We start from the raw sequence: 18,191 nt of genomic DNA on the forward strand, positions 1-18,191 counted from the left end.
GGCTACCTGAAAACCAATGCGGCGGGCTTTTGTGAAGCCAAAATACCCTCTGAACAAAAAGGAAACCCTATGTCCACCATCCTCGTTACCGGCGGCGCCGGTTTTATCGGCTCGCACACCGTGGTCGAACTCATCCAAGCCGGGCACACCCCCGTGATTATCGACAACCTCTGTAACGCCTCACCCCGAGTTATCGGCCGCATTGCTGAAATCACCGGCCACACCCCCGCCTTTTATCAGGGCGACATCCGCGACCGCGAATTATTGCGCCGCATTTTTGCCGAACACCCCATCCAATCCGTCATCCACTTCGCTGCTCTCAAAGCCGTGGGCGAGAGCGTGAGAAAACCGCTGGAGTATTACAGCAACAACGTTTCAGGTAGCCTCATCCTGCTGGAAGAAATGCAGCGCGCGGGCGTGAAAAGCATCGTGTTCAGTTCCTCCGCCACCGTGTATGGCGATCCGGACACCGTGCCGATTACCGAAACCGCCCCCCTCGGCGAAGCCACCAATCCCTATGGCGCGTCGAAACAGATGATGGAGCGCATGATGGCCGACCTCCACACCGCCGACCCCGAATGGAGCGTGATTTTACTGCGCTATTTCAACCCTATCGGCGCGCATCCCAGCGGCCACATCGGCGAGCAGCCCAACGGCATTCCGAACAATCTGCTGCCCTACGTTTGCCAAGTGGCTGCCGGCAAACTGGCCGAACTCTCCGTATTTGGCGCCGATTACCCCACACCCGACGGCACCGGCGTGCGTGACTATATTCATGTAATGGATCTGGCACTCGGCCACGTGGCCGCCCTCGATAAAAAAAGCCGCGAAGCAGGCGTGCACATCTACAACCTCGGCACCGGCAAAGGCTCGTCTGTGCTGGAAATCGTCCGCGCCTTTGAAGCCGCCTCGGGCAAAAAAATCCCTTATGCCGTCAAACCCCGCCGCGCGGGCGACATCGCCGAATGCTATGCCGACCCCGCCCGCGCCGCTGCCGAGCTGGGCTGGCATGCCGAGCGCAGCCTGAACGACATGATGCGCGACTCTTGGCGCTGGCAAAGTGGCAATCCGAACGGGTATGGAGATTAATGGCGGAAAGGCTACCTGAAAAGAATAATGTGCTAATTTTTCTAAATCTCAAAGCCCTATCTTGTTATGCTGCATGGTGGCAAACCTAATGGGTAGCGGAAAGAGAACTGTTTGTTTATTCAGAGTTGAAACTCAATTGGGTCAGGATTATCATGCTCGCCGGAATATTGTTTCCTCAAAGCATTAAACTGATTTTGTCAGCAGTATTCCGCCGTTGGATGCGGTAAACCGCCGCCACGGCATTCTTTCCATCCACACCGGAGAAAATTATGCAGAAAACCCTAATTGCCTTGGCCGTGTTGGCCTTGTCTGCCGCTGTTCAGGCCGCCCCCACAGATGAGGGTGTGCCGCTGCATCCCATCAAAGACGGCCGCTACACCGTAACCACCGGTTACGCACACGAAAATGCCAAAATCGATCAACTTAAATATTCCGGCAACGGCGTTGCCCTGCAAGGCCGCGCCGATATTCCGCTAGCTCAGCAACACGCTATTCGTGCCGAATTGGGCTATCAATACCTCAATTCCGATGCGAAAGCCAATGGCGAAAAAATCATCAACGGCGCCAAAACTAATAACGTAGATGTGTATGCCGGTTATTTGTTCTCTCCCTCCGGCTTCAAAAACGGCGGTCTGCGCGTGGGGGGTGGTTTGGGCTATAGCCACGGCAAAATAGATGTGCACAGCCACCGAATCGATCCCGACGACGATGCTGTCGATATCAGTGCCAACAACCTGTATCTGAAAGCCCAGGTGGAATACGAGCAGCAACTGGGCAGCAGCTGGAGCATTACCCCGTGGACCGAAGCCCAAGTCAGCCTACACCGCCGTGTGGAAGAACAATATACACAGATTGAGTATGCCAGTGACGGTAAATACAAACAAAACAACTACAGCCTCGGATTGGGTGTAGATGTGAACAAACAGCTGGGCGAAAGCACTAGCCTCACCTTCGGCCCCTATTACCGTTACACGCGGGATAAAGCCACCAACTTTACCCACGAAGGTGAAAATATCGAGGTGCAGAAAACCAACCGCCACAGCTTCGGCATCCGGGGCGGTGTGCGTTTCTAATAGTTGTATTTGTCTGCAATGCAAAGGCTACCTGAAAACGAGCTCGCGAGTTTCTGCGAGGCTAAAGTTTTCAGGTAGCCTTTTACTTGATGTCTAAATCCCAACAGGGCGGGCGGTTTATTTACCCATCTGCACGGCCTGGATGGCAGTGAGGGCGATGGTGTAGACGATATCGTCCACCAATGCACCGCGCGAGAGGTCGTTTACCGGTTTGCGCAGGCCTTGCAGCATGGGGCCGATGCTCAATACGTTGGCGCTGCGCTGTACGGCTTTGTAGGTGGTGTTGCCGGTGTTCAGGTCGGGGAAGACGAACACGTTGGCTTGGCCGGCCACTTTGCTGTCGGGTGCTTTTTGGCGACCTACGCTGGGCACGCTGGCGGCGTCGTATTGCAGTGGGCCGTCGATAAGCAGGTCGGGGCGTTTTTCCTGCGCCAGGCGTGTGGCTTCCTTCACTTTTTCCACATCGGCGCCGCTGCCGGAGGTGCCGGTGGAGTAAGAAATCATGGCCACTTTGGGGTCGATGCCGAAGGCTTTGGCGGATTCGGCCGATTGGATGGCGATGTCGGCCAGCTCTTCGGCGGTGGGCTCGGGGTTCACGGCGCAGTCGCCATACACGAACACCTGCTCGGGCATCAGCATGAAGAACACGCTGGACACCAGGCTGGCGCCGGGGGCGGTTTTAATCAGCTGCAGGGCGGGGCGGATGGTGTTGGCGGTGGTGTGTACCGCGCCGGACACCAAGCCATCCACGTCGTCTTGCTGCAGCATCATGGTGCCGAGCACGACGCTGTCTTCCAGCGCCTGGCTCGCCAAGCCGGGGGTGAGGCCTTTGTTTTTGCGCAGTTCTACCATCGGGGCAACGTATTGCTCGCGGATGGTGTCGGGATCGATGATTTCCAAGCCTTCAGGCAGGATGATGCCGCGGTTGGCGGCCACTTCGCGCACGGCTTCTGGTTTGGCCAGTAGCACGCAGCGGGCGATACCTTTGCTTTGGCAGATGGCGGCGGCTTCCACAGTGCGCGGCTCGTCGCCTTCCGGCAGGACGATGCGGCGGTTGGCGGCGCGTGCCTGCTCCATCATGCGGAAGCGGAAGGCGGGCGGCGACATCAGCAGCTGGCGCGGCCGGCCGATGTGGCGGCAGAGCTCTTCCACATCAATGTGTTCGGCCACAAATTCCACCATGGTTTCCATGCGTTCGGTGTCGTCGGCGGGGATGGTTTGGTCTTGGTGCGCCAGCGCGTAGGCGGTGGCGAAAGTGTCGTGTTCGGTGAGCAATACCGGCACGTTTTGGCTCAGCGCGGGGCTGATGATGCCCTGTACGGCAGGCGAAGGCGCGGTGCCGCAGGTGAGCAGCAGGCCGGCCACCGGCACGCCGCTGAGGATTTTCAGCGAGGCAGCCATCAGGATGTCTTCACGGTCGCCGGGGGTGATGACCAGCGCGCCGGAAGTGATGCGGTGGTGTATGTGGGCGGCATTTTGCGCGGCCACCACGATTTCTTTGGTGCGGTTGCCCAAATGCTCTTTCCCAGCAATCACTTGGGCGTTCAGGTAGCCCGCAATGTCGGCCACGCGGCGCAGCGATTTCTCCGGCGCGAAAGGCAGCACGCCCATGCAGGGGATGCCGCCGCGTACTTTGGCAGACACTTCGGCGGCGAAGGCTTTGCTGTCGTTGCCGTGGTAGCGGTTGATGATGAAACCGGCCACATCGGTGTGGCTGTTGGCGTATTCCTGTGCGGCCAGGTTGATTTGGTCGGCCACCTGTTCGGCACTGTGGTTGCCGGCTGCGGCCACCAGAATTACGTTGGCGTTGAGCGCGGCGGCGATTTGCGCGTTTTTGCTGGTGAGGAAGCCGCGTTCGCTATCGGGCATCACGCCTTCAATAATAGCTACATCGTGCTCGGCGGCGGTAACCTGGTCGAAATCGGATACCATCAGCTCGATCAAATCGTCGGCACGCCCTGCGCCCACCAGCTCTTCCACTTTGGAGAGCGGCTGCGGGTGCGGCGGGTTGAGGTGGAACAGTTTGTTGGCAAATACGATGGCGGCTTCGGTGTCGCCGGCGGGGGTGGGCTTGTGCGATACCGGTTTGTAGTATACCGGACGGCGGCCGCTGTGCTGCAGGGCGCGCAGCAGGCCGAGTGAGATGCTGGTGAGGCCGGTTTTGGTGCCGATAGGCACGAGGAGGAAGTTTGGCATAGGGCTTCTTTCTTGGTAAAGGGTTAATCAATCAGCGTAAAGCAGCCGAATCAATAAGACGGCCGGCAGACGTTTGCCTGTGCTGGTTTTTCGCAGGCCGCATTGTTGCACTATTAACCAGGGGCGGCAAGCGATGGGATTGGGTTTATTTGGGTAAGGCTACCTGAAAGTGATTCGGTGCCTCAGGTAGCCTTAAGTTTGGGTTTGGCTATTTATTGGCCAGGGCGTAGATGGCGCCGAGGTTGCGCCACATGCCACCGGCATCCATGCCGTAGCCGAACACATAGCGGTCGGGCACGTGGATACCTACATAATCAGCAGTGATGGGTTTAGGGCGGTTGATGTTTTTATTGGCGAATACGGCGGTGTAGCAGGAGGCGGCGCCCATTTCCAGTACTTGTTTGTGGATGGCGGCCATGGTGTGGCCTTCGTCTAGAATGTCGTCGAGCACGAGAACGTGTCGGCCTTCCACGCTGTTTTGCGGGGCACGCAGCCAGTTAAGCTGTACGCTGCCGCTCAGTTCGCTGCCGTAACGGGAAACGTGTACGTAGTCGAAATCGAGCGGGAAGCGCAAGAGGGGCAGGAGCTGGCCGGTGAAAACGACGGCACCGCCCATCACGGGCAGGAGCAGGGGGTATTGCTCGGCCAAGTCGGCGGTAATTTCTTCGGCCATGCGCTCCAGGGCAGCTCGGCAGGCGGCTTCGTCGAACAGGAGGTCGGCTTCTTCCAGTATGGTGCTGGCTTGCCAGAATCGTTGTTTGATGGTCATGTGGGATGTCCTTGCGCTGGGGTTTGGATTGGGGCTATCTGAAAAATGCGTTGCGAACACGCCTAAGAGGCGAATTTGGAAATGGTGATTTCTATGTTGCGGCCTTTGCGCTCAAAAAGGGTGGCACGGGTGTAGGGGGTGGCGGGGTCGTTGTAGAAGAATCTGACCAGTACACGGTTCGGGTCGGGGCGGTTGGTTGATGATGAGTTTGATCGGGTAGGCTTCGTTTTGGCTGTTGCCGTTGTAGTCAAAGAGGTCTTGGCTGTCATGGGGGGATGTCTTTGGGGGTGTTGGTATGGTGGCCGCTGCTTATGTGTGGCAGGGAGGTAGTGGGGATTATAACGCTAATGGGTGCTGAGGTTGGTGTGTGGTGGCGTTAATGAAAAGGCTACCTGAAAACCGCGTAAGGGGTTCAGGTAGCCTTTGATGATGTATGGCGCGGATTATTTGTCGAGGCGGCGGGTTTCCACGATGCGACCGTCGGCCACCATCCGGGGTAGTTCGTCGCGTTTGATTTGGATGCGCTCGGATTCGTCCCAAGTGATGTTGGAGAGGTTGCCGTTCAGGTCTTGTTTGGCGCCTTCTGGCACTTCCCAAGCAGCATCTTCGGTGATAACGATGATGTGGTTGGACTGCACTTCCACCACTTTCATCAGGCCGTAGGCTACGGACTGCTCTTTGCCGTTTCGGCCAAAGCCTTGGTCGGAAAACGCGCTGATTTTAGCGGCGTAGAGGTCGCCCACTTTAGGGTCGGCTAGTACGGAATCGAGAGCAGGGGCGGTAGCAGCGGGTTGTGCGACGCTGGCAGCAACGGGCTGTGTGCTGCTGGTGTCGGTTGATTGAGCCGGGGCAGAGCTGTTGGTTTGCCCGCCGCAGGCTGCCAATACGGAAATGAGGGCTAAGGCAAGTAAGCGTTGTTTCATGATTGGGAGGGTCCTTATGGATAATTGAATTTATTTATGGCTTTCGTGTCCGAAAGCAGGTGTATTATCGCTGTTTTACAGAAAATAGACAAATTATTACGCTTTTAGGCAGCACTTTGTGGCAAGGTCACCTGAAATTGATACATGCATTTTCAGGTAGCTTCCTGCGCGGCAACAGCCTGTTTTTGCAGTTGATACAGCAGCTCGAGGGCTTGGCGCGGGGTGAGTTCGTCGGGATGCAGCGCAGCGATTTCTTGCAGTAGGGGGTGGACGGCAGGTGGGATGGGCTCGGCTGGGCTGTGTCCGGGCGCAGCTTCTTCGGGCAGGTTGAACATGTCCATCTGTGGGCGGTGGGCGGCGGCTTGGGCTTCGAGCTGTTCGAGGTGTTTCTGCGCGGCTTTGAGGGCGGGAGCGGGCAGGCCGGCGAGTTTGGCTACGGCGATGCCGTAGCTTTTTTCGGCCGGGCCGGGCTCGATGTGGTGCAGGAAAACGATGTCTTGCCCTTCTTCCAGGGCGGAGAGGTGCATATTGACGGCGGCGCTGTGCTGCTCTGGCAGGCGGGTGAGTTCGAAATAATGGGTGGCAAACAGGCTGAAAGATTGGTTTTTTTGGATTAAATGTTCGGCCACGGCTTGGGCGAGGGCGAGGCCGTCGAAGGTGGAGGTGCCGCGGCCGACTTCGTCCATGAGCACTAGGGATTGCTCGGTGGCGTGGCGCAGGATGTAGGCGGTTTCGCTCATTTCCACCATGAAGGTGGAGCGGTTGGCGGCGAGGTCGTCGGAGGCGCCGATGCGGGTGAAGATTTGGTCGATTTGGCCGATGCGGGCGGCTTCGGCGGGCACGAAGCTGCCGGTGTGGGCGAGCAAAACGATGTGGGCGACTTGGCGCATATAGGTGGATTTGCCGCCCATATTGGGGCCGGTGAGCAGCATGAGGCGGTGTTTGTGGTCGAGGCGGGTGTGGTTGGGGGTGAAGTGCGGCACTTGGCCTTCAACCACGGGGTGGCGGCCGTTGTCGATTTCGATGCCGGGGTAGTCGGTGAACTGGGGGGCGTGGTAATCGTGTTCGGCGGCAAAGTGGGCAAAGCAGCAGAGTACGTCCAGCGCGGCGGCGGCCTTGGCGGTACGCTGCAGCAGGGGCAGCTGCTGCTGGAGTGCTTGCAACAGGCTGTCGTAGAGGCGTTTTTCGAGGGAGAGGGCACGCTCTTGGGCGTTGAGTACTTTGTCTTCGAAGGTTTTAAGCTCGGGGGTGATGAAGCGTTCGGCGTTTTTCAGGGTTTGGCGGCGCTGGTAGTCGGCGGGGGCTTCGGCGGCTTGGATTTTGGAAAGCTCGATGTAGAAGCCGTGCACGCGGTTGTATTCGACTTTGAGGGTGGAAAGGCCGGTGCGCTCGCGTTCGCGGGCTTCGAGTTCGAGCAGGAAGTCGCTGCCGTGGTTTTGGATGCGGCGCAGTTCGTCGAGCTCGGCGGAAAAGCCGTGGTTGATTACGCCGCCGTCGCGCAGCCATACGGCGGGTTCGGGCAGGATAGCGGCTTGCAGCTTCTCGGCAATATCGGCACCTTGCGGGAAAATATCGGCCAGGGTGTTGAGCAGGCTGCTTTCAGGTAGCCTGAGTCGGGTGAGGGTAAATAAGCTGTCGCGCAGGCCGGAGAGGTCGCGCGGGCGGGCGGAGCCTACGGCAATGCGGGCGGCGATGCGTTCGATGTCGGCGATGGTTTTCAGGTAGCCTTGCAGGGCGGAATAATCGCTTTGCAGGGCGGATACGGCTTCTTGGCGGGCGCGGATGTGTTCGCGGTTGCGCAGGGGGTTGTGCAGCCATTGGGCGAGCAGGCGGCTGCCCATATTGCCGGCGCAGCGGTCGAGGGTGGAAAAGAGGGTGGGCTCTTTTTTGCCGGACAGGGTGGCGGTGATTTCAAGGTTGCGGCGGGTGGCGGCATCCATGCCGATGTATTGCTGTTCGGTTTCGAGGCTGAGGTTGTCGAGGTGGCGCGGCAGGCGGGATTGGGTGTGGCGGATGTAGTTGAGCAGGGCACCGGCGGCGCCGATGGCGGGGTCGTGTTCGCCTGCTTGGAGGCCGAAGCCGAGCAGGTCTTGGCAGCCGAAGTAGTCGGTGAGCAGGGTGTGGGCGCTGTCGGGGGCGAATTGCCAGTCGTGCAGGCGGGTGGGGTTGCAGTTTTCAGGTAGCCTAAGTTTGGCGGCGGCTTGGTCGGGCAGCAATACTTCGGCGGCCTGCAAGCGGGCGAGTTCGTCGGGCAGTTGGGCCGGGGCGATGATTTTGGCCTTGAATTCGCCGCTTTGCAGGGAGGCCCAGGCGAGGCCGACCGGCTGCTTGGGCTTGCCGTTCCAAGCCACGGCGGCGATGCGGTTGGTTTCTTTGTCTTCCAACAGGGCGGCATCAGTGAGCGTGCCGGGGGTAATGATGCGCACCACTTCGCGCGCTACGGGGCCTTTATTGGCGCCTACTTCGCCCACTTGCTCGCAAATGGCCACGCTTCGGCCGAGTTTGACCAATTTGGCTAAGTATTGCTCAGCCGCATGGTGCGGCACGCCGGCCATTTTGATGGGTTCGCCGTTGATCTGGCCGCGAGTGGTGAGCGTGATATCGAGCAGGCGGGCGGCTTCTTCGGCGTCGGTGAAGAAGAGCTCGTAGAAGTCGCCCATGCGGTAGAACAGCAGTTTGTCGGTGTGTTGGGCTTTGATCTCGAGATACTGCTGCATCATGGGGGATACGGCGCTTTTGCGGCTCATGAAAGGCTACCTGAAAAATGGAAAGGCGAAAAACGATATTGTAGCCGATGCGGCCGCGGGCGAAATGTTTGTGCTTGTAAAATGATTTGCCCGACGGCTTGGGTGGGTGGTTAAATTCTGCCAGTTTGCGCCTGCGGCCGCCGTAAACGGGCAGGAGTTGGCTAGAAAGCATCGGAAACGATGCGGGACGGGCGGCAATGTTTATATATTATTTATCGATTTCTTTCAGTGGTATAAATTCAACTTCATGGAATGAAAACTGAAATGGCAGGAAAATTTCTTTCTTCTCGTAACGGCTGGCTGCTGCTGTCGGCATTGCTGCTGGGCGGCTGTTTTTTTCATAGCCGGCCCAAGCCCTCTGGCAGTGGTATCAGCGGTATGCCGGCTTTGCCGCCCGGCCAGCGTTATGCGGAAGGCTATCAGCACCGGGTTTCAGGTAGCCCGGCAGGGTATAAGGCGGTATCGTTTGCGGCGTTGCCGCAGTGGCCGCAGCAGGATTTTGCGGCTAGCCTGAATGCGTTTCGCAAAAGCTGTACTGCTTTGAAAAACAAGCCGCAATGGCAGAATGTGTGCGCCCAGGCCGACAGGGTGGGCAGTCAGTCTGCGGCGGCTAGGCAGTTTTTCGAGCAATATTTCACGCCATGGGAAGTGAGCCACAATGGGCAGTTGGGCGGCACGATAACCGGCTACTACGAGCCAGTGTTGCACGGCAGCGCACGGCAAACGGCACAGGCACGCTTCCCGATTTATGGCTTACCCGCTGATTTGGTTACTGTGCCGTTGGCTGGTGCGCCGCAATCAGGAACGGTGCGTATCCATCTCACCGGTCGCAATAGTGGCCAAATTGCCGCCAATGGTGAATACACGGCTAATCTGGCTGATTTCCCTGGTCGTGAGAAAAGCCGATCTTTGAAAGGGCGGGTTTCAGGTAGCCGTTTTGTGCCGTATTACACCCGTGCCCAAATTAATGCTGGTGCGGTAAACGGTAGTGCGCCAGTGTTGGCTTATGCCGATGATCCGGTTGAGTTGTTTTTCCTGCATATCCAAGGCTCCGGCCGAATCCGTACGCCAGACGGGTGCTATATCCGCCTGGGGTTTGCCGATAAAAACGATCATCCCTATATTTCTATCGGCCGCTATATGGCCAATAAAGGTTATTTGCCGTTAGCGCAAACCAGTATGCCGAAAATCCGCGATTGGTTGCGTGCACATCCGGATAAACTGGCTGAGGTGTTGGGCCAAAACCCCAGTTATGTGTTTTTCCGCCAACTGCCGGATGGCAATGACGGGCCGATTGGTTCATTGGGTGTGCCATTGAGCGGCGGTTATTCCGGCGCGGTGGATAAACGCTTCATCACTTTGGGCGCACCACTGTTTCTGGCCACTGCGCATCCTGAAACCGGCCATGCGCTCAACCGCCTGATTATGGCGCAAGACACCGGCAGTGCCATCAACGGCGCGGTGCGGGTGGACTTTTTTTGGGGGTATGGCGATGAGGCAGGAAGGGTGGCCGGCCGCATGAAGCAGACAGGCTATGTTTGGCTGTTGTTGCCCAACGGGGTGTTGCTGTGAAAATTGCCTATCAGTTACTGCCTGCTGGGAGGAGAACAAAGATACGCTGTTGGTGCGTAACTCCTTCCTTTTTGGTGGCGGTTTTCGTGAATCCGTTTGAATAGAACGTGTAAATTAATATATACTTTAGGCTGAATTTTCAACATTTGTATTTGGAAAGACGTAATAAGAGAAGTAGGATGAATATTTTCATTCAATTATGTTTAGGGAGGGTGGGATAAATGGATCTGATGATTCTGATTCCGCTATTGGTGGTTTTAGCCGGCTTGATTTTTGTTCAACGCCGCCAGAAACAGCAGGCAAAAGCCGCTGTTGATGAAGAGAAAAAAGGCAGAAGTAAGCGTGCTGCCGCTAGGGTGACCAGCAAGAAATCGGCTCCAGCGGCAGATCGACAGTCTGTAGCCGCTTCGTTATCCGAGCCTGAAGAGGTTGAAGTGAGCGAAGACTGGGGTTGGGAAGCTGTACCTGATGTGGAAGTGGAAGAGGCTGCCAATGTGTCGCAGGAAGTGGATGCACTGACGGAATATAAAGTCTATAAGCAATTCGGTTACCACGAAAAAGCTGCCGAATCGCTGTCTCAATATCTAACTTCTGGCTCGGTAGTCGTGAGCGATGGTATGCGCAGCTCTTTAGTTAATGAGCTGGTGCAGCTGTGGCTGGATGCTAAAAAGCCGGATGAATTGGCTGAAACTTTGCGCCAGTTCGGCAATCTGCTCACTAAAGCGCAAACCGAGGACTACATCAAACAAGGTTTGGCAGTTGATAAAAACAACCTTAGTCTGCGCGTGTTGGCTGAAGAATTACTAGGCTGGGGTATACAGCAGACCTCTGCTGAAATCGGCGAACGCATCGGGCTGGATATGCCGGCACAAACCAAGCAGAAAAGCCGCCGTGTAGCCGTAGAAGCCGAGAGCGAGCAGAAAGTGGCCAATTCAGCATTGGCCGAGTCCCGCAAAGAGCTGGTTACCAATTCCAAATATACCGGTGCTATTCTTGTACATGATGAAGAAAAAGCTGCTCTGATGGGCTTTATGAAGCCTGAATCTGGCTATCGCCTGATGAAGGACAGGCTTGCCTACGATACGGCAGTTAGCTATGCCAATAAGGCCATCCGCCAGGCCAACAAACCAGCTGCGTTGATTATTGATGCGCTGAGTTTGGACTATAAAAATCAAAATATTGACCGTTTTGCCCAACATCTTTGGCAGCTTTACTACACCTTGGGCCCGTATGGCCGCCAAGTGAAAGAAAGAATGCTAGGCTGGGGTCTCAATTTGGGCGAACACCCCATCTTTACTCAGTTGGAATCCAATCCGAATGAGGTTCAACTGCGCGAAATCGGGACTGCCAACGGTTTCTTGGATCGTGGCACCAGTACTCAAAAAGCGCACCGTAAACCCCTTATTAAAACACGTACTGATGATGTCAGCATGAAACAGACCCCGGCAGAAAAAGTGTTGCGTGATGTCGAATCATTACTGATGTATGGCCAGTTAGATGAAGCAATGAATTTGCTGGAAGAATCCATCTTGGAGTACCCCAGCGAATCACAGTTGTATATTACGTTGTTCGATATTTGCGAACGTGCAGAAGAATGGGAGCGCCTGGAGCAGGTATTGCATAAGATACGTGCCAATATCCAGCATCCGCCAGAGGAGGTAGTATTGGCAATGAGCCAATTACTACAAAAAATCAACTACGGTTCTGTTCGGACATGATAAATGACTAATAACGCAATCCCCCAAGTGAAGACGGTTCACATCATGTTGTTGGGCATGGACGAGCGCCAATATGCGATGTTCCGTATGGCATTCAAAATGCATGGTATTACTAATTATGAACTGGTTACAGTGGAGCAGGGTATTCAGCCAGATATGGTATTGGCCGATGCCGATACTGATGTGGAGATTTGGAAAGATGCAAAAAACCAGTTTCCCGATGCGAAGGTGGTGTATTTTTCCAGCTTGCCGCCTCCGGTAACCGCTCCTTATCTGGCCAAGCCGATTAAGTTCGATACTCTATTTTTGAACTTAAAAAACCTGCAACAGGGTAACGGCATTTGGGTAGCCAGTAGTAGCCGAGCGGAGCATGCTCCTAGGCTGGCAACACAGGAAACCGAGCAAGCTTCGTCTGTACGATCTCATTCGGCTAGTATCACCATCGAACATTTCGATGAAGACAACGGTTTGTTGGGCGAAGTACGCAAAGCAGCCAAGCAGGATGTCAATGTGGCGGTAATGCACAACGGCAAACCTATGTTGCTGGTGTTCCCGTCCATTCAGAAAGTGTTGTTGGTAACCGATTCTGAAACACTCAAATCTTTGTGTGAACAGAAATTTGTTGATTTGCAAACGCGAGCGATTACTGAAGAGAACTTGAAAGCCAAGGCCAAGCTTTCCATTACTGCTTGCTTATGGCAGTTGGCTATTTGGACAAGTAATGGCCGCTTTCCCAAAGTAATCAACAAAAGCACAGTATTCAAAGTTCGCAACTGGCCAAACCTGACTCGTTTGGCACCGCTTGCCGAATCAATGCGCCTATCCGCCTTCTTAACCAAGGCTTCAGGTAGCCTGACTATTCTGCACAAGCTGATGCTTATCGATAACAAAGATTTAGCTGATTATCTTACTGCGGTCTATGTTACCGACCATCTGATTGTGGAATCGGCCGGGCAGGCTGAGACTCAGACTGCTGGAGCAGGGCAAGCTAGAGTTGCTGCACAAACGCAAACTATACAGCGTCCGGAGAGAGTTCATACTAGAGCGCATGAAGAAGATAGCGACGAAGAAGTACCGAAACAGCGCGGGCTGCTGCAACGTTTGATGAATAAAATTATTGGCCGATAAAGGAATATAACATGGCAGAGAATAAGATTATTTTTACAGGTCCGGTCGGCGTAGGGAAAACTACCGCTATTGCTGCGCTGTCAGATGACCCACCAATTAAGACTGATGCCCGTGCATCTGATATGACTACCTCCATGAAAAGCCACACCACCGTGGCCATGGACTACGGTGTGATTCACTTAGATGAGAATACCAAGGTGCATTTGTACGGCACGCCCGGGCAGGAACGTTTTGATTTTATGTGGGACATTTTGAGCCAAGGCAGTATGGGCTTGGTGTTGCTGTTGGATAATACCCGTTCCAATCCTTTGAAAGACCTGAAATTCTTCTTGGATTCGTTTAGTGATTTGCTCAAAACCGCACCTGTGGTTGTGGGTGTAACCAAGATGGATTTGAAAGCCACGCCCGGTATCGAGGTGTATCAGAAATACCTGCTGCAATACGGCATGAACGTGCCGGTATTTGAAATTGATGCGCGGAATGAAAACGATGTGAAACAGCTGGTTACTGCGATGCTGTATTCAATTGATCCTGGTTTAGAGGTATAAAAATGGATTCGACACTACTTTTGCAGCCTAATCTATACCCACGAGTAACTCCCGCTGGCGCATACTATGCGGTTTCCAATAAAGGCCAAAGCGCTAGCCGTACTCTGCTGGGCGGTATTCTGCAGGCTGGCGAGCAGGAAACTGTTGGCCGGGAAAATTTATTGCGTTGGGCGCAAACCAACGATATTGATGCCGCACTCAACTTGTTGTACCGCATGCAGCGTTTGGAATTTTTGTATGGCGAAGACGAGCCAGACAAAAAAACCGATTTGCTTAGCGGCACCGGCCTGCCCAATATCCTGACGCACCTCTCTGATGTGCAGAAGGCATTATTGGTAGATCAAGACGGTTTCTATTTTTCCAGCTCCGGTTTCAACCACGAAGCTGCTGAAGAAATCGCAGTGTTGGCCAGTGAAGCCGTTCGCTTGTATGAACAGCATAGCCTCTTGATTAAGAACAACCTGAATATCTACCACAATGCGGTGGGCATTTGTGATCCATCAGGCCAGAGTGAGCTGACTTTCTTCCCGCTGTATATCGGTGATTTGAAATTTATCCTGGTTACCGGCGGTGTACCGCAGCTGCATAAAGATGAATTTGTATCTTTAGTGCGGGCGCTGTATCAAATCGTTGATTCTGCTAACCAGATTGAAGCACTCTAATTAAATTATTGGGAAAACACAATATGCAACAACAATTAGTTTCTTCTGTATTGAGCGATTTAAACAGCTCGTCTGTTGATATTACCGCTTCCGCTGTTATTTCCAGTGACGGCTTGCCGGTTGCCTCTATGCTCCAGGCCAATATTGACCCGGATCGTGTGGGTGCTATGTCTGCCGCGTTGCTGGCCTTGGGCAACCGTACCACCAAAGAGCTACTATGTGGCGAATTGGAGCAGGTGATTGTGAAAGGCACCGATGGCTACATCCTGTTGATTCAAGCCGGTGAAGACACTGTATTGGTAGTAACTGCCCGAGAAAGCGCCAAACTAGGCTTGATCTTGCTCGACGCCCGCCGTGCCGCACGCAGCATTGTAGATTTGGAAAGCAGCTAAACGCCTATCCGACACGCAATGAGTGCCGCACGCCAGGCTACCTGAAAATACAGCCAATCTGTTTCAGGTAGCCTTTGTTCCATTGCTGGCTAGTAAACCGGTTTGTTTATGGAGTATAACCAACCAGATGGTATTTGGATTTTTTAGAAAACGCAAAGTGCAACCAACTGCCCCACAACAGAAAGCTGGGTTGGTGCAGGCTGTTGAAGAAGCAGTTCAACCAGATGAGGTTGCGGCACAATCTGCCTCAAAAACAGCAGAGCAATCCGCTGCCCCGACATTTGCTGCTGAAATTTCTGTTGCCGAATCGAAATCGACTGACTTGTCCAACAAAACATTGGTGCATGAAACTGCAGCTACAGAGGTAGCGAATGCTGAAGCACCGCTCGTGCAACTGGAAGTCTTGGCTGAACAATCCATTGCCACGGCTGAAGAAGTTGCTTCGATCGATGAATATGCCTCTGATGAGCAGTCAACTAACGAACTAGCATTCAGTGAACAGAAAGCCGCTGAACTGGCTGCTTCATCAATTGCAGAAGCAATCACTACCGAACCTTCGCCTGAACAGCCCTCCTCACTCGGCTGGGCTGCCCGCCTCAAGCAAGGCTTGAGCAAATCGCGCCAGCAAATGGCCAAGTCGCTGGCCGGTGTGTTTGGCGGCGGCAAGATAGACGAAGACCTGTATGAAGAGCTGGAAACCGTGCTGCTCACCAGTGATATGGGTATTGAAGCCACCGAGCATCTGATGGAAGAAGTACGCCAGCGCGTGAGCCTGCGCGGCCTGAAAGACGGCGAAGAACTGCGTGGCGCATTGAAAGACGCCATCTACGAGCTGATTAAACCGCTGGAGCAGCCGCTGACCTTGCCCGCAGACAAACGGCCGTTTGTGATTATGCTCGCCGGCGTCAATGGCGCAGGCAAAACCACTTCCATCGGCAAGTTAGCCAAATATTTCCAAGCTCAGGGCAAAAGCGTGCTGCTGGCTGCCGGCGACACTTTCCGCGCCGCTGCCCGCGAGCAGCTGGCCGAATGGGGCGAGCGCAACGGCGTTACCGTGATTTCTCAAGCTTCCGGCGATTCTGCCGCCGTCTGCTTCGATGCCGTGGAAGCCGCCAAAGCGCGCGGTATCGACATCGTGCTGGCCGACACCGCCGGCCGCCTGCCCACGCAAACCCATTTGATGGAAGAAATCAAAAAAGTGAAGCGCGTGTTGCAGAAATCCATGCCCGACGCGCCGCATGAAATCGTGGTGGTGCTGGATGCCAATATCGGCCAGAATGCCGTGAACCAAGTGATTGCCTTCGATGACGCGCTGGGGCTTACTGGCCTCATCGTGACCAAGCTCGACGGCACGGCCAAAGGCGGCGTGCTGGCCGCGCTGGCCAGCCGCCGCCCCGTGCCGGTGCGCTTTATCGGCGTGGGCGAAGGCATCGACGACTTGCGCCCGTTCAACGCCCGCGAGTTTGTAGACGCACTGTTGTAACCCAAAGATACACAGCAAAAGGCTACCTGAAAAACCGTTTTCAGGTAGCCTCTCGGTTTTCAGGTAGCCTGTTATATAATCCGTCTCACCTTTTTCTTTCGAGAACACCATGCTGCTTGCCCTCTCTTTGCGCGATTTTGTGATTGTTGAGCAACTCCATTTGGATTTCCAGCCCGGCTTTACCGTGCTCACCGGCGAAACCGGCGCGGGCAAATCCATTACGCTCGATGCACTCAGCCTGCTGCTCGGCGATAAGGCCGACTACAGCCAAATCCGCCACGGCTGCCCCGAAGCGCAGCTTTCTGCCCTGTTCGACTTGAGCGGCCTGCCCGAATTGCGCGCCGAACTCTGCGAACAAGGCCTGCTCGGTGCAGACGAGGTCGAGCTTTCCATCCGCCGCACCATCGACAGCAAAGGCCGCAGCCGCAGCTTCATCAACAATCAGGCCGCCACCTTGGCCCAACTGCGCCAAATCGGCAGCCGCCTGGTGGACATCCACGGACAAAGCGCGCACCACTCGCTCAACAGCGAAGCCGTGCAGCGCGATCTGCTGGACGCTTTTGCCAACAGCAAACCCTTGGCCGAACAAGTGCAAGCCGCCTATCGGCAATGGCGGCAGGCGCAGGAGGATTTGGCCACCGCCGAGGCCGAGGGCGAGCGTTTGGCCGAAGAGCGCGAACGGCTGGCCTGGCAGGTGGGCGAAATGGAAAAACTTGCCCCGGTGGAAGGCGAATGGGCGCAGCTTTCGCAAAGCTACGACAGCCTGGCGCATGCTGCTGAGCTGTTGCAGGCTGCCGAAGAAGTGGCCGCCCACATCGACGGCGACAGCGGCCTGCACAGCCTGGCCGGGCGCTGCCGCCGCCAGCTGGAAAGCCTCTCCGGCATCGAGCCGCGTTTTGCCGAAAGCCTAGAAATGCTCGACAGCATCGAGGCCGAGCTGGGCGAAATCAGCAGCCACATGCACAGCGTGGCCGCCCGTGCCGAAATCAACCCCGCCGAATTGGCCGCGCAGGAAGAGCGTATGGCCGAACTGATGTCTGCCGCCCGCCGCCACCGCATCGAGCCAGAAGAGCTGCCTGCCCGCCTGGCGCAGCTGCAGCAGGATTTGGCCGATTCCGAAGCCGCCGCCGACATCGAAGCCCTGCGCGAACAAGTGCGCCTGGCCGAAGCCGCCTATCGGCAGCCCGCGCGCGAGCTGTCCGCCCAAAGGCAGCAGGCCGCCGCCAAACTGGCCGAAGAAACCACCAAACACATGCAGCAGCTTTCCATGCGCGGCGCACGTTTCCACATCGAGCTCATTCCATGCGAAGCGCAGGCATACGGGCTGGAGCAGGTGCAGTTTCAGGTAGCCGCCAACCAAGGCAGCCCCTTGCGGCCGTTGAACAAAGTTGCTTCCGGCGGCGAACTGGCCCGCATCAGCCTGGCCCTGCAGGTAACCGCCAGCCAATACACGCAGATTCCCACCCTGATTTTCGACGAAGTGGATAGTGGCATCGGCGGCGGCGTGGCCGAAACCGTTGGCCGTGCCCTGCGCACGTTGGGGCGGCAGCACCAAGTGCTCGCCGTTACCCACCTGCCGCAAGTGGCCGCCTGCGGCGCACAGCATTGGCAGGTGAGCAAACACAGCGGCGGCGGGCAAACCGTGAGCACCATCCGCGAACTCGAAGGCAGTGCACGCGTTGAAGAAATCGCCCGCATGCTCGGCGGCGAAACCCTCACCGACACCACCCGCCGCCATGCCGCCGAAATGCTGGAAATGGCGGCAGCAGAGTAGGGCGCTTGTTTCAGGTAGCCTTTAGGCCAAGCAAGAGGCTATCTGAAAAAGAAACCAGCCAAAATTTCAGGTAGCCAGAATACACGAAAGGCTACCTGAAAGCAGCCATCCCACTAT

The 18,191-nt window shown here is 55.7% G+C and carries 15 protein-coding genes; 10 read left to right on the forward strand and 5 right to left on the reverse strand.

Features of this window, described 5'->3' with window-relative positions; all coding sequences use genetic code 11:
- Window positions 1–69: 69 nt before the first annotated feature.
- Both galE and A7P96_RS00805 read left to right on the forward strand, forming a co-directional pair.
- A complete protein-coding gene (gene galE, locus A7P96_RS00800; protein WP_067524002.1) occupies window positions 70–1,089 on the forward strand; it encodes a UDP-glucose 4-epimerase GalE in 1,020 nt (339 codons plus the stop codon).
- Between the two features lie 269 nt (window positions 1,090–1,358).
- Complete coding sequence (locus A7P96_RS00805) at window positions 1,359–2,162, forward strand: outer membrane beta-barrel protein (protein ID WP_067524004.1); 804 nt, start codon at window positions 1,359–1,361, stop codon at window positions 2,160–2,162.
- Between the two features lie 117 nt (window positions 2,163–2,279).
- Here the strand turns inward: A7P96_RS00805 and pta are convergent, their stop codons facing one another.
- The 5 genes from pta to mutS form a co-directional block, all read right to left on the reverse strand.
- A complete protein-coding gene (gene pta / locus A7P96_RS00810) occupies window positions 2,280–4,358 on the reverse strand; it encodes a phosphate acetyltransferase (protein ID WP_067524006.1) in 2,079 nt (692 codons plus the stop codon).
- 208 nt (window positions 4,359–4,566) lie between these two features.
- Window positions 4,567–5,127: a hypoxanthine-guanine phosphoribosyltransferase gene (locus A7P96_RS00815; protein WP_067447924.1), complete on the reverse strand. Its 561-nt coding sequence runs from the start codon at window positions 5,125–5,127 to the stop codon at window positions 4,567–4,569.
- A gap of 62 nt (window positions 5,128–5,189) precedes the next feature.
- Window positions 5,190–5,396 carry a hypothetical protein gene (locus tag A7P96_RS10535; protein WP_156496218.1) on the reverse strand — a complete coding sequence of 69 codons (207 nt, stop codon included), beginning with the start codon at window positions 5,394–5,396 and terminating at the stop codon, window positions 5,190–5,192.
- Window positions 5,397–5,570: 174 nt separating this feature from the next.
- Window positions 5,571–6,050, reverse strand: coding sequence for a hypothetical protein (locus A7P96_RS00820; protein ID WP_067524008.1), 480 nt, complete (start codon window positions 6,048–6,050; stop codon window positions 5,571–5,573).
- Window positions 6,051–6,202: 152 nt separating this feature from the next.
- A complete protein-coding gene (gene mutS / locus A7P96_RS00825; protein ID WP_067524010.1) occupies window positions 6,203–8,797 on the reverse strand; it encodes a DNA mismatch repair protein MutS in 2,595 nt (864 codons plus the stop codon).
- A 264-nt stretch (window positions 8,798–9,061) separates the two neighbouring features.
- Here mutS and A7P96_RS00830 point away from each other — a divergent pair, with 264 nt between their 5' ends.
- From A7P96_RS00830 to recN, 8 genes are all read left to right on the forward strand, one after another.
- Window positions 9,062–10,369 carry a murein transglycosylase A gene (locus A7P96_RS00830; RefSeq protein WP_067524345.1) on the forward strand — a complete coding sequence of 436 codons (1,308 nt, stop codon included), beginning with the start codon at window positions 9,062–9,064 and terminating at the stop codon, window positions 10,367–10,369.
- 221 nt (window positions 10,370–10,590) lie between these two features.
- The gene (locus A7P96_RS00835) at window positions 10,591–12,087 is read left to right on the forward strand and encodes a hypothetical protein (RefSeq protein WP_067524012.1); all 1,497 of its coding nucleotides are present in this window, start codon (window positions 10,591–10,593) and stop codon (window positions 12,085–12,087) included.
- A 3-nt stretch (window positions 12,088–12,090) separates the two neighbouring features.
- Window positions 12,091–13,215, forward strand: coding sequence for a hypothetical protein (locus A7P96_RS00840; RefSeq protein ID WP_067524014.1), 1,125 nt, complete (start codon window positions 12,091–12,093; stop codon window positions 13,213–13,215).
- Between the two features lie 11 nt (window positions 13,216–13,226).
- A complete protein-coding gene (locus A7P96_RS00845) occupies window positions 13,227–13,763 on the forward strand; it encodes an ATP/GTP-binding protein (RefSeq protein ID WP_064089950.1) in 537 nt (178 codons plus the stop codon).
- Window positions 13,764–13,765: 2 nt separating this feature from the next.
- Window positions 13,766–14,425, forward strand: a complete 660-nt coding sequence (locus A7P96_RS00850) for a roadblock/LC7 domain-containing protein (RefSeq protein WP_067441086.1) — start codon at window positions 13,766–13,768, stop codon at window positions 14,423–14,425.
- Between the two features lie 23 nt (window positions 14,426–14,448).
- Entirely contained in the window at window positions 14,449–14,817 is a 369-nt protein-coding gene (locus A7P96_RS00855) for a roadblock/LC7 domain-containing protein (protein WP_067441083.1), read from the forward strand.
- A 127-nt stretch (window positions 14,818–14,944) separates the two neighbouring features.
- The gene (gene ftsY / locus A7P96_RS00860) at window positions 14,945–16,300 is read left to right on the forward strand and encodes a signal recognition particle-docking protein FtsY (RefSeq protein ID WP_082887879.1); all 1,356 of its coding nucleotides are present in this window, start codon (window positions 14,945–14,947) and stop codon (window positions 16,298–16,300) included.
- Between the two features lie 109 nt (window positions 16,301–16,409).
- Complete coding sequence (gene recN / locus A7P96_RS00865; protein ID WP_067524018.1) at window positions 16,410–18,074, forward strand: DNA repair protein RecN; 1,665 nt, start codon at window positions 16,410–16,412, stop codon at window positions 18,072–18,074.
- Window positions 18,075–18,191: the final 117 nt, after the last annotated feature.

The organism is Eikenella sp. NML03-A-027 (genome assembly GCF_001648395.1).
GTDB lineage: Bacteria > Pseudomonadota > Gammaproteobacteria > Burkholderiales > Neisseriaceae > Eikenella > Eikenella exigua.

Bases quoted from the DNA above. Each gene is read 5' to 3' on its own strand.
- A7P96_RS00835 (WP_067524012.1), top strand. From the start codon at position 10,591: ATGGATCTGATGATTCTGATTCCGCTATTGGTGGTTTTAGCCGGCTTG.
- A7P96_RS00830 (WP_067524345.1), top strand. From the start codon at position 9,062: ATGGCAGGAAAATTTCTTTCTTCTCGTAACGGCTGGCTGCTGCTGTCG.
- A7P96_RS10535 (WP_156496218.1), bottom strand. From the start codon at position 5,396: ATGACAGCCAAGACCTCTTTGACTACAACGGCAACAGCCAAAACGAAG.
- A7P96_RS00840 (WP_067524014.1), top strand. From the start codon at position 12,091: ATGACTAATAACGCAATCCCCCAAGTGAAGACGGTTCACATCATGTTG.
- mutS (WP_067524010.1), bottom strand. From the start codon at position 8,797: ATGAGCCGCAAAAGCGCCGTATCCCCCATGATGCAGCAGTATCTCGAG.
- A7P96_RS00805 (WP_067524004.1), top strand. From the start codon at position 1,359: ATGCAGAAAACCCTAATTGCCTTGGCCGTGTTGGCCTTGTCTGCCGCT.
- A7P96_RS00845 (WP_064089950.1), top strand. From the start codon at position 13,227: ATGGCAGAGAATAAGATTATTTTTACAGGTCCGGTCGGCGTAGGGAAA.
- A7P96_RS00815 (WP_067447924.1), bottom strand. From the start codon at position 5,127: ATGACCATCAAACAACGATTCTGGCAAGCCAGCACCATACTGGAAGAA.
- A7P96_RS00850 (WP_067441086.1), top strand. From the start codon at position 13,766: ATGGATTCGACACTACTTTTGCAGCCTAATCTATACCCACGAGTAACT.
- recN (WP_067524018.1), top strand. From the start codon at position 16,410: ATGCTGCTTGCCCTCTCTTTGCGCGATTTTGTGATTGTTGAGCAACTC.
- pta (WP_067524006.1), bottom strand. From the start codon at position 4,358: ATGCCAAACTTCCTCCTCGTGCCTATCGGCACCAAAACCGGCCTCACC.
- A7P96_RS00820 (WP_067524008.1), bottom strand. From the start codon at position 6,050: ATGAAACAACGCTTACTTGCCTTAGCCCTCATTTCCGTATTGGCAGCC.
- ftsY (WP_082887879.1), top strand. From the start codon at position 14,945: ATGGTATTTGGATTTTTTAGAAAACGCAAAGTGCAACCAACTGCCCCA.
- galE (WP_067524002.1), top strand. From the start codon at position 70: ATGTCCACCATCCTCGTTACCGGCGGCGCCGGTTTTATCGGCTCGCAC.
- A7P96_RS00855 (WP_067441083.1), top strand. From the start codon at position 14,449: ATGCAACAACAATTAGTTTCTTCTGTATTGAGCGATTTAAACAGCTCG.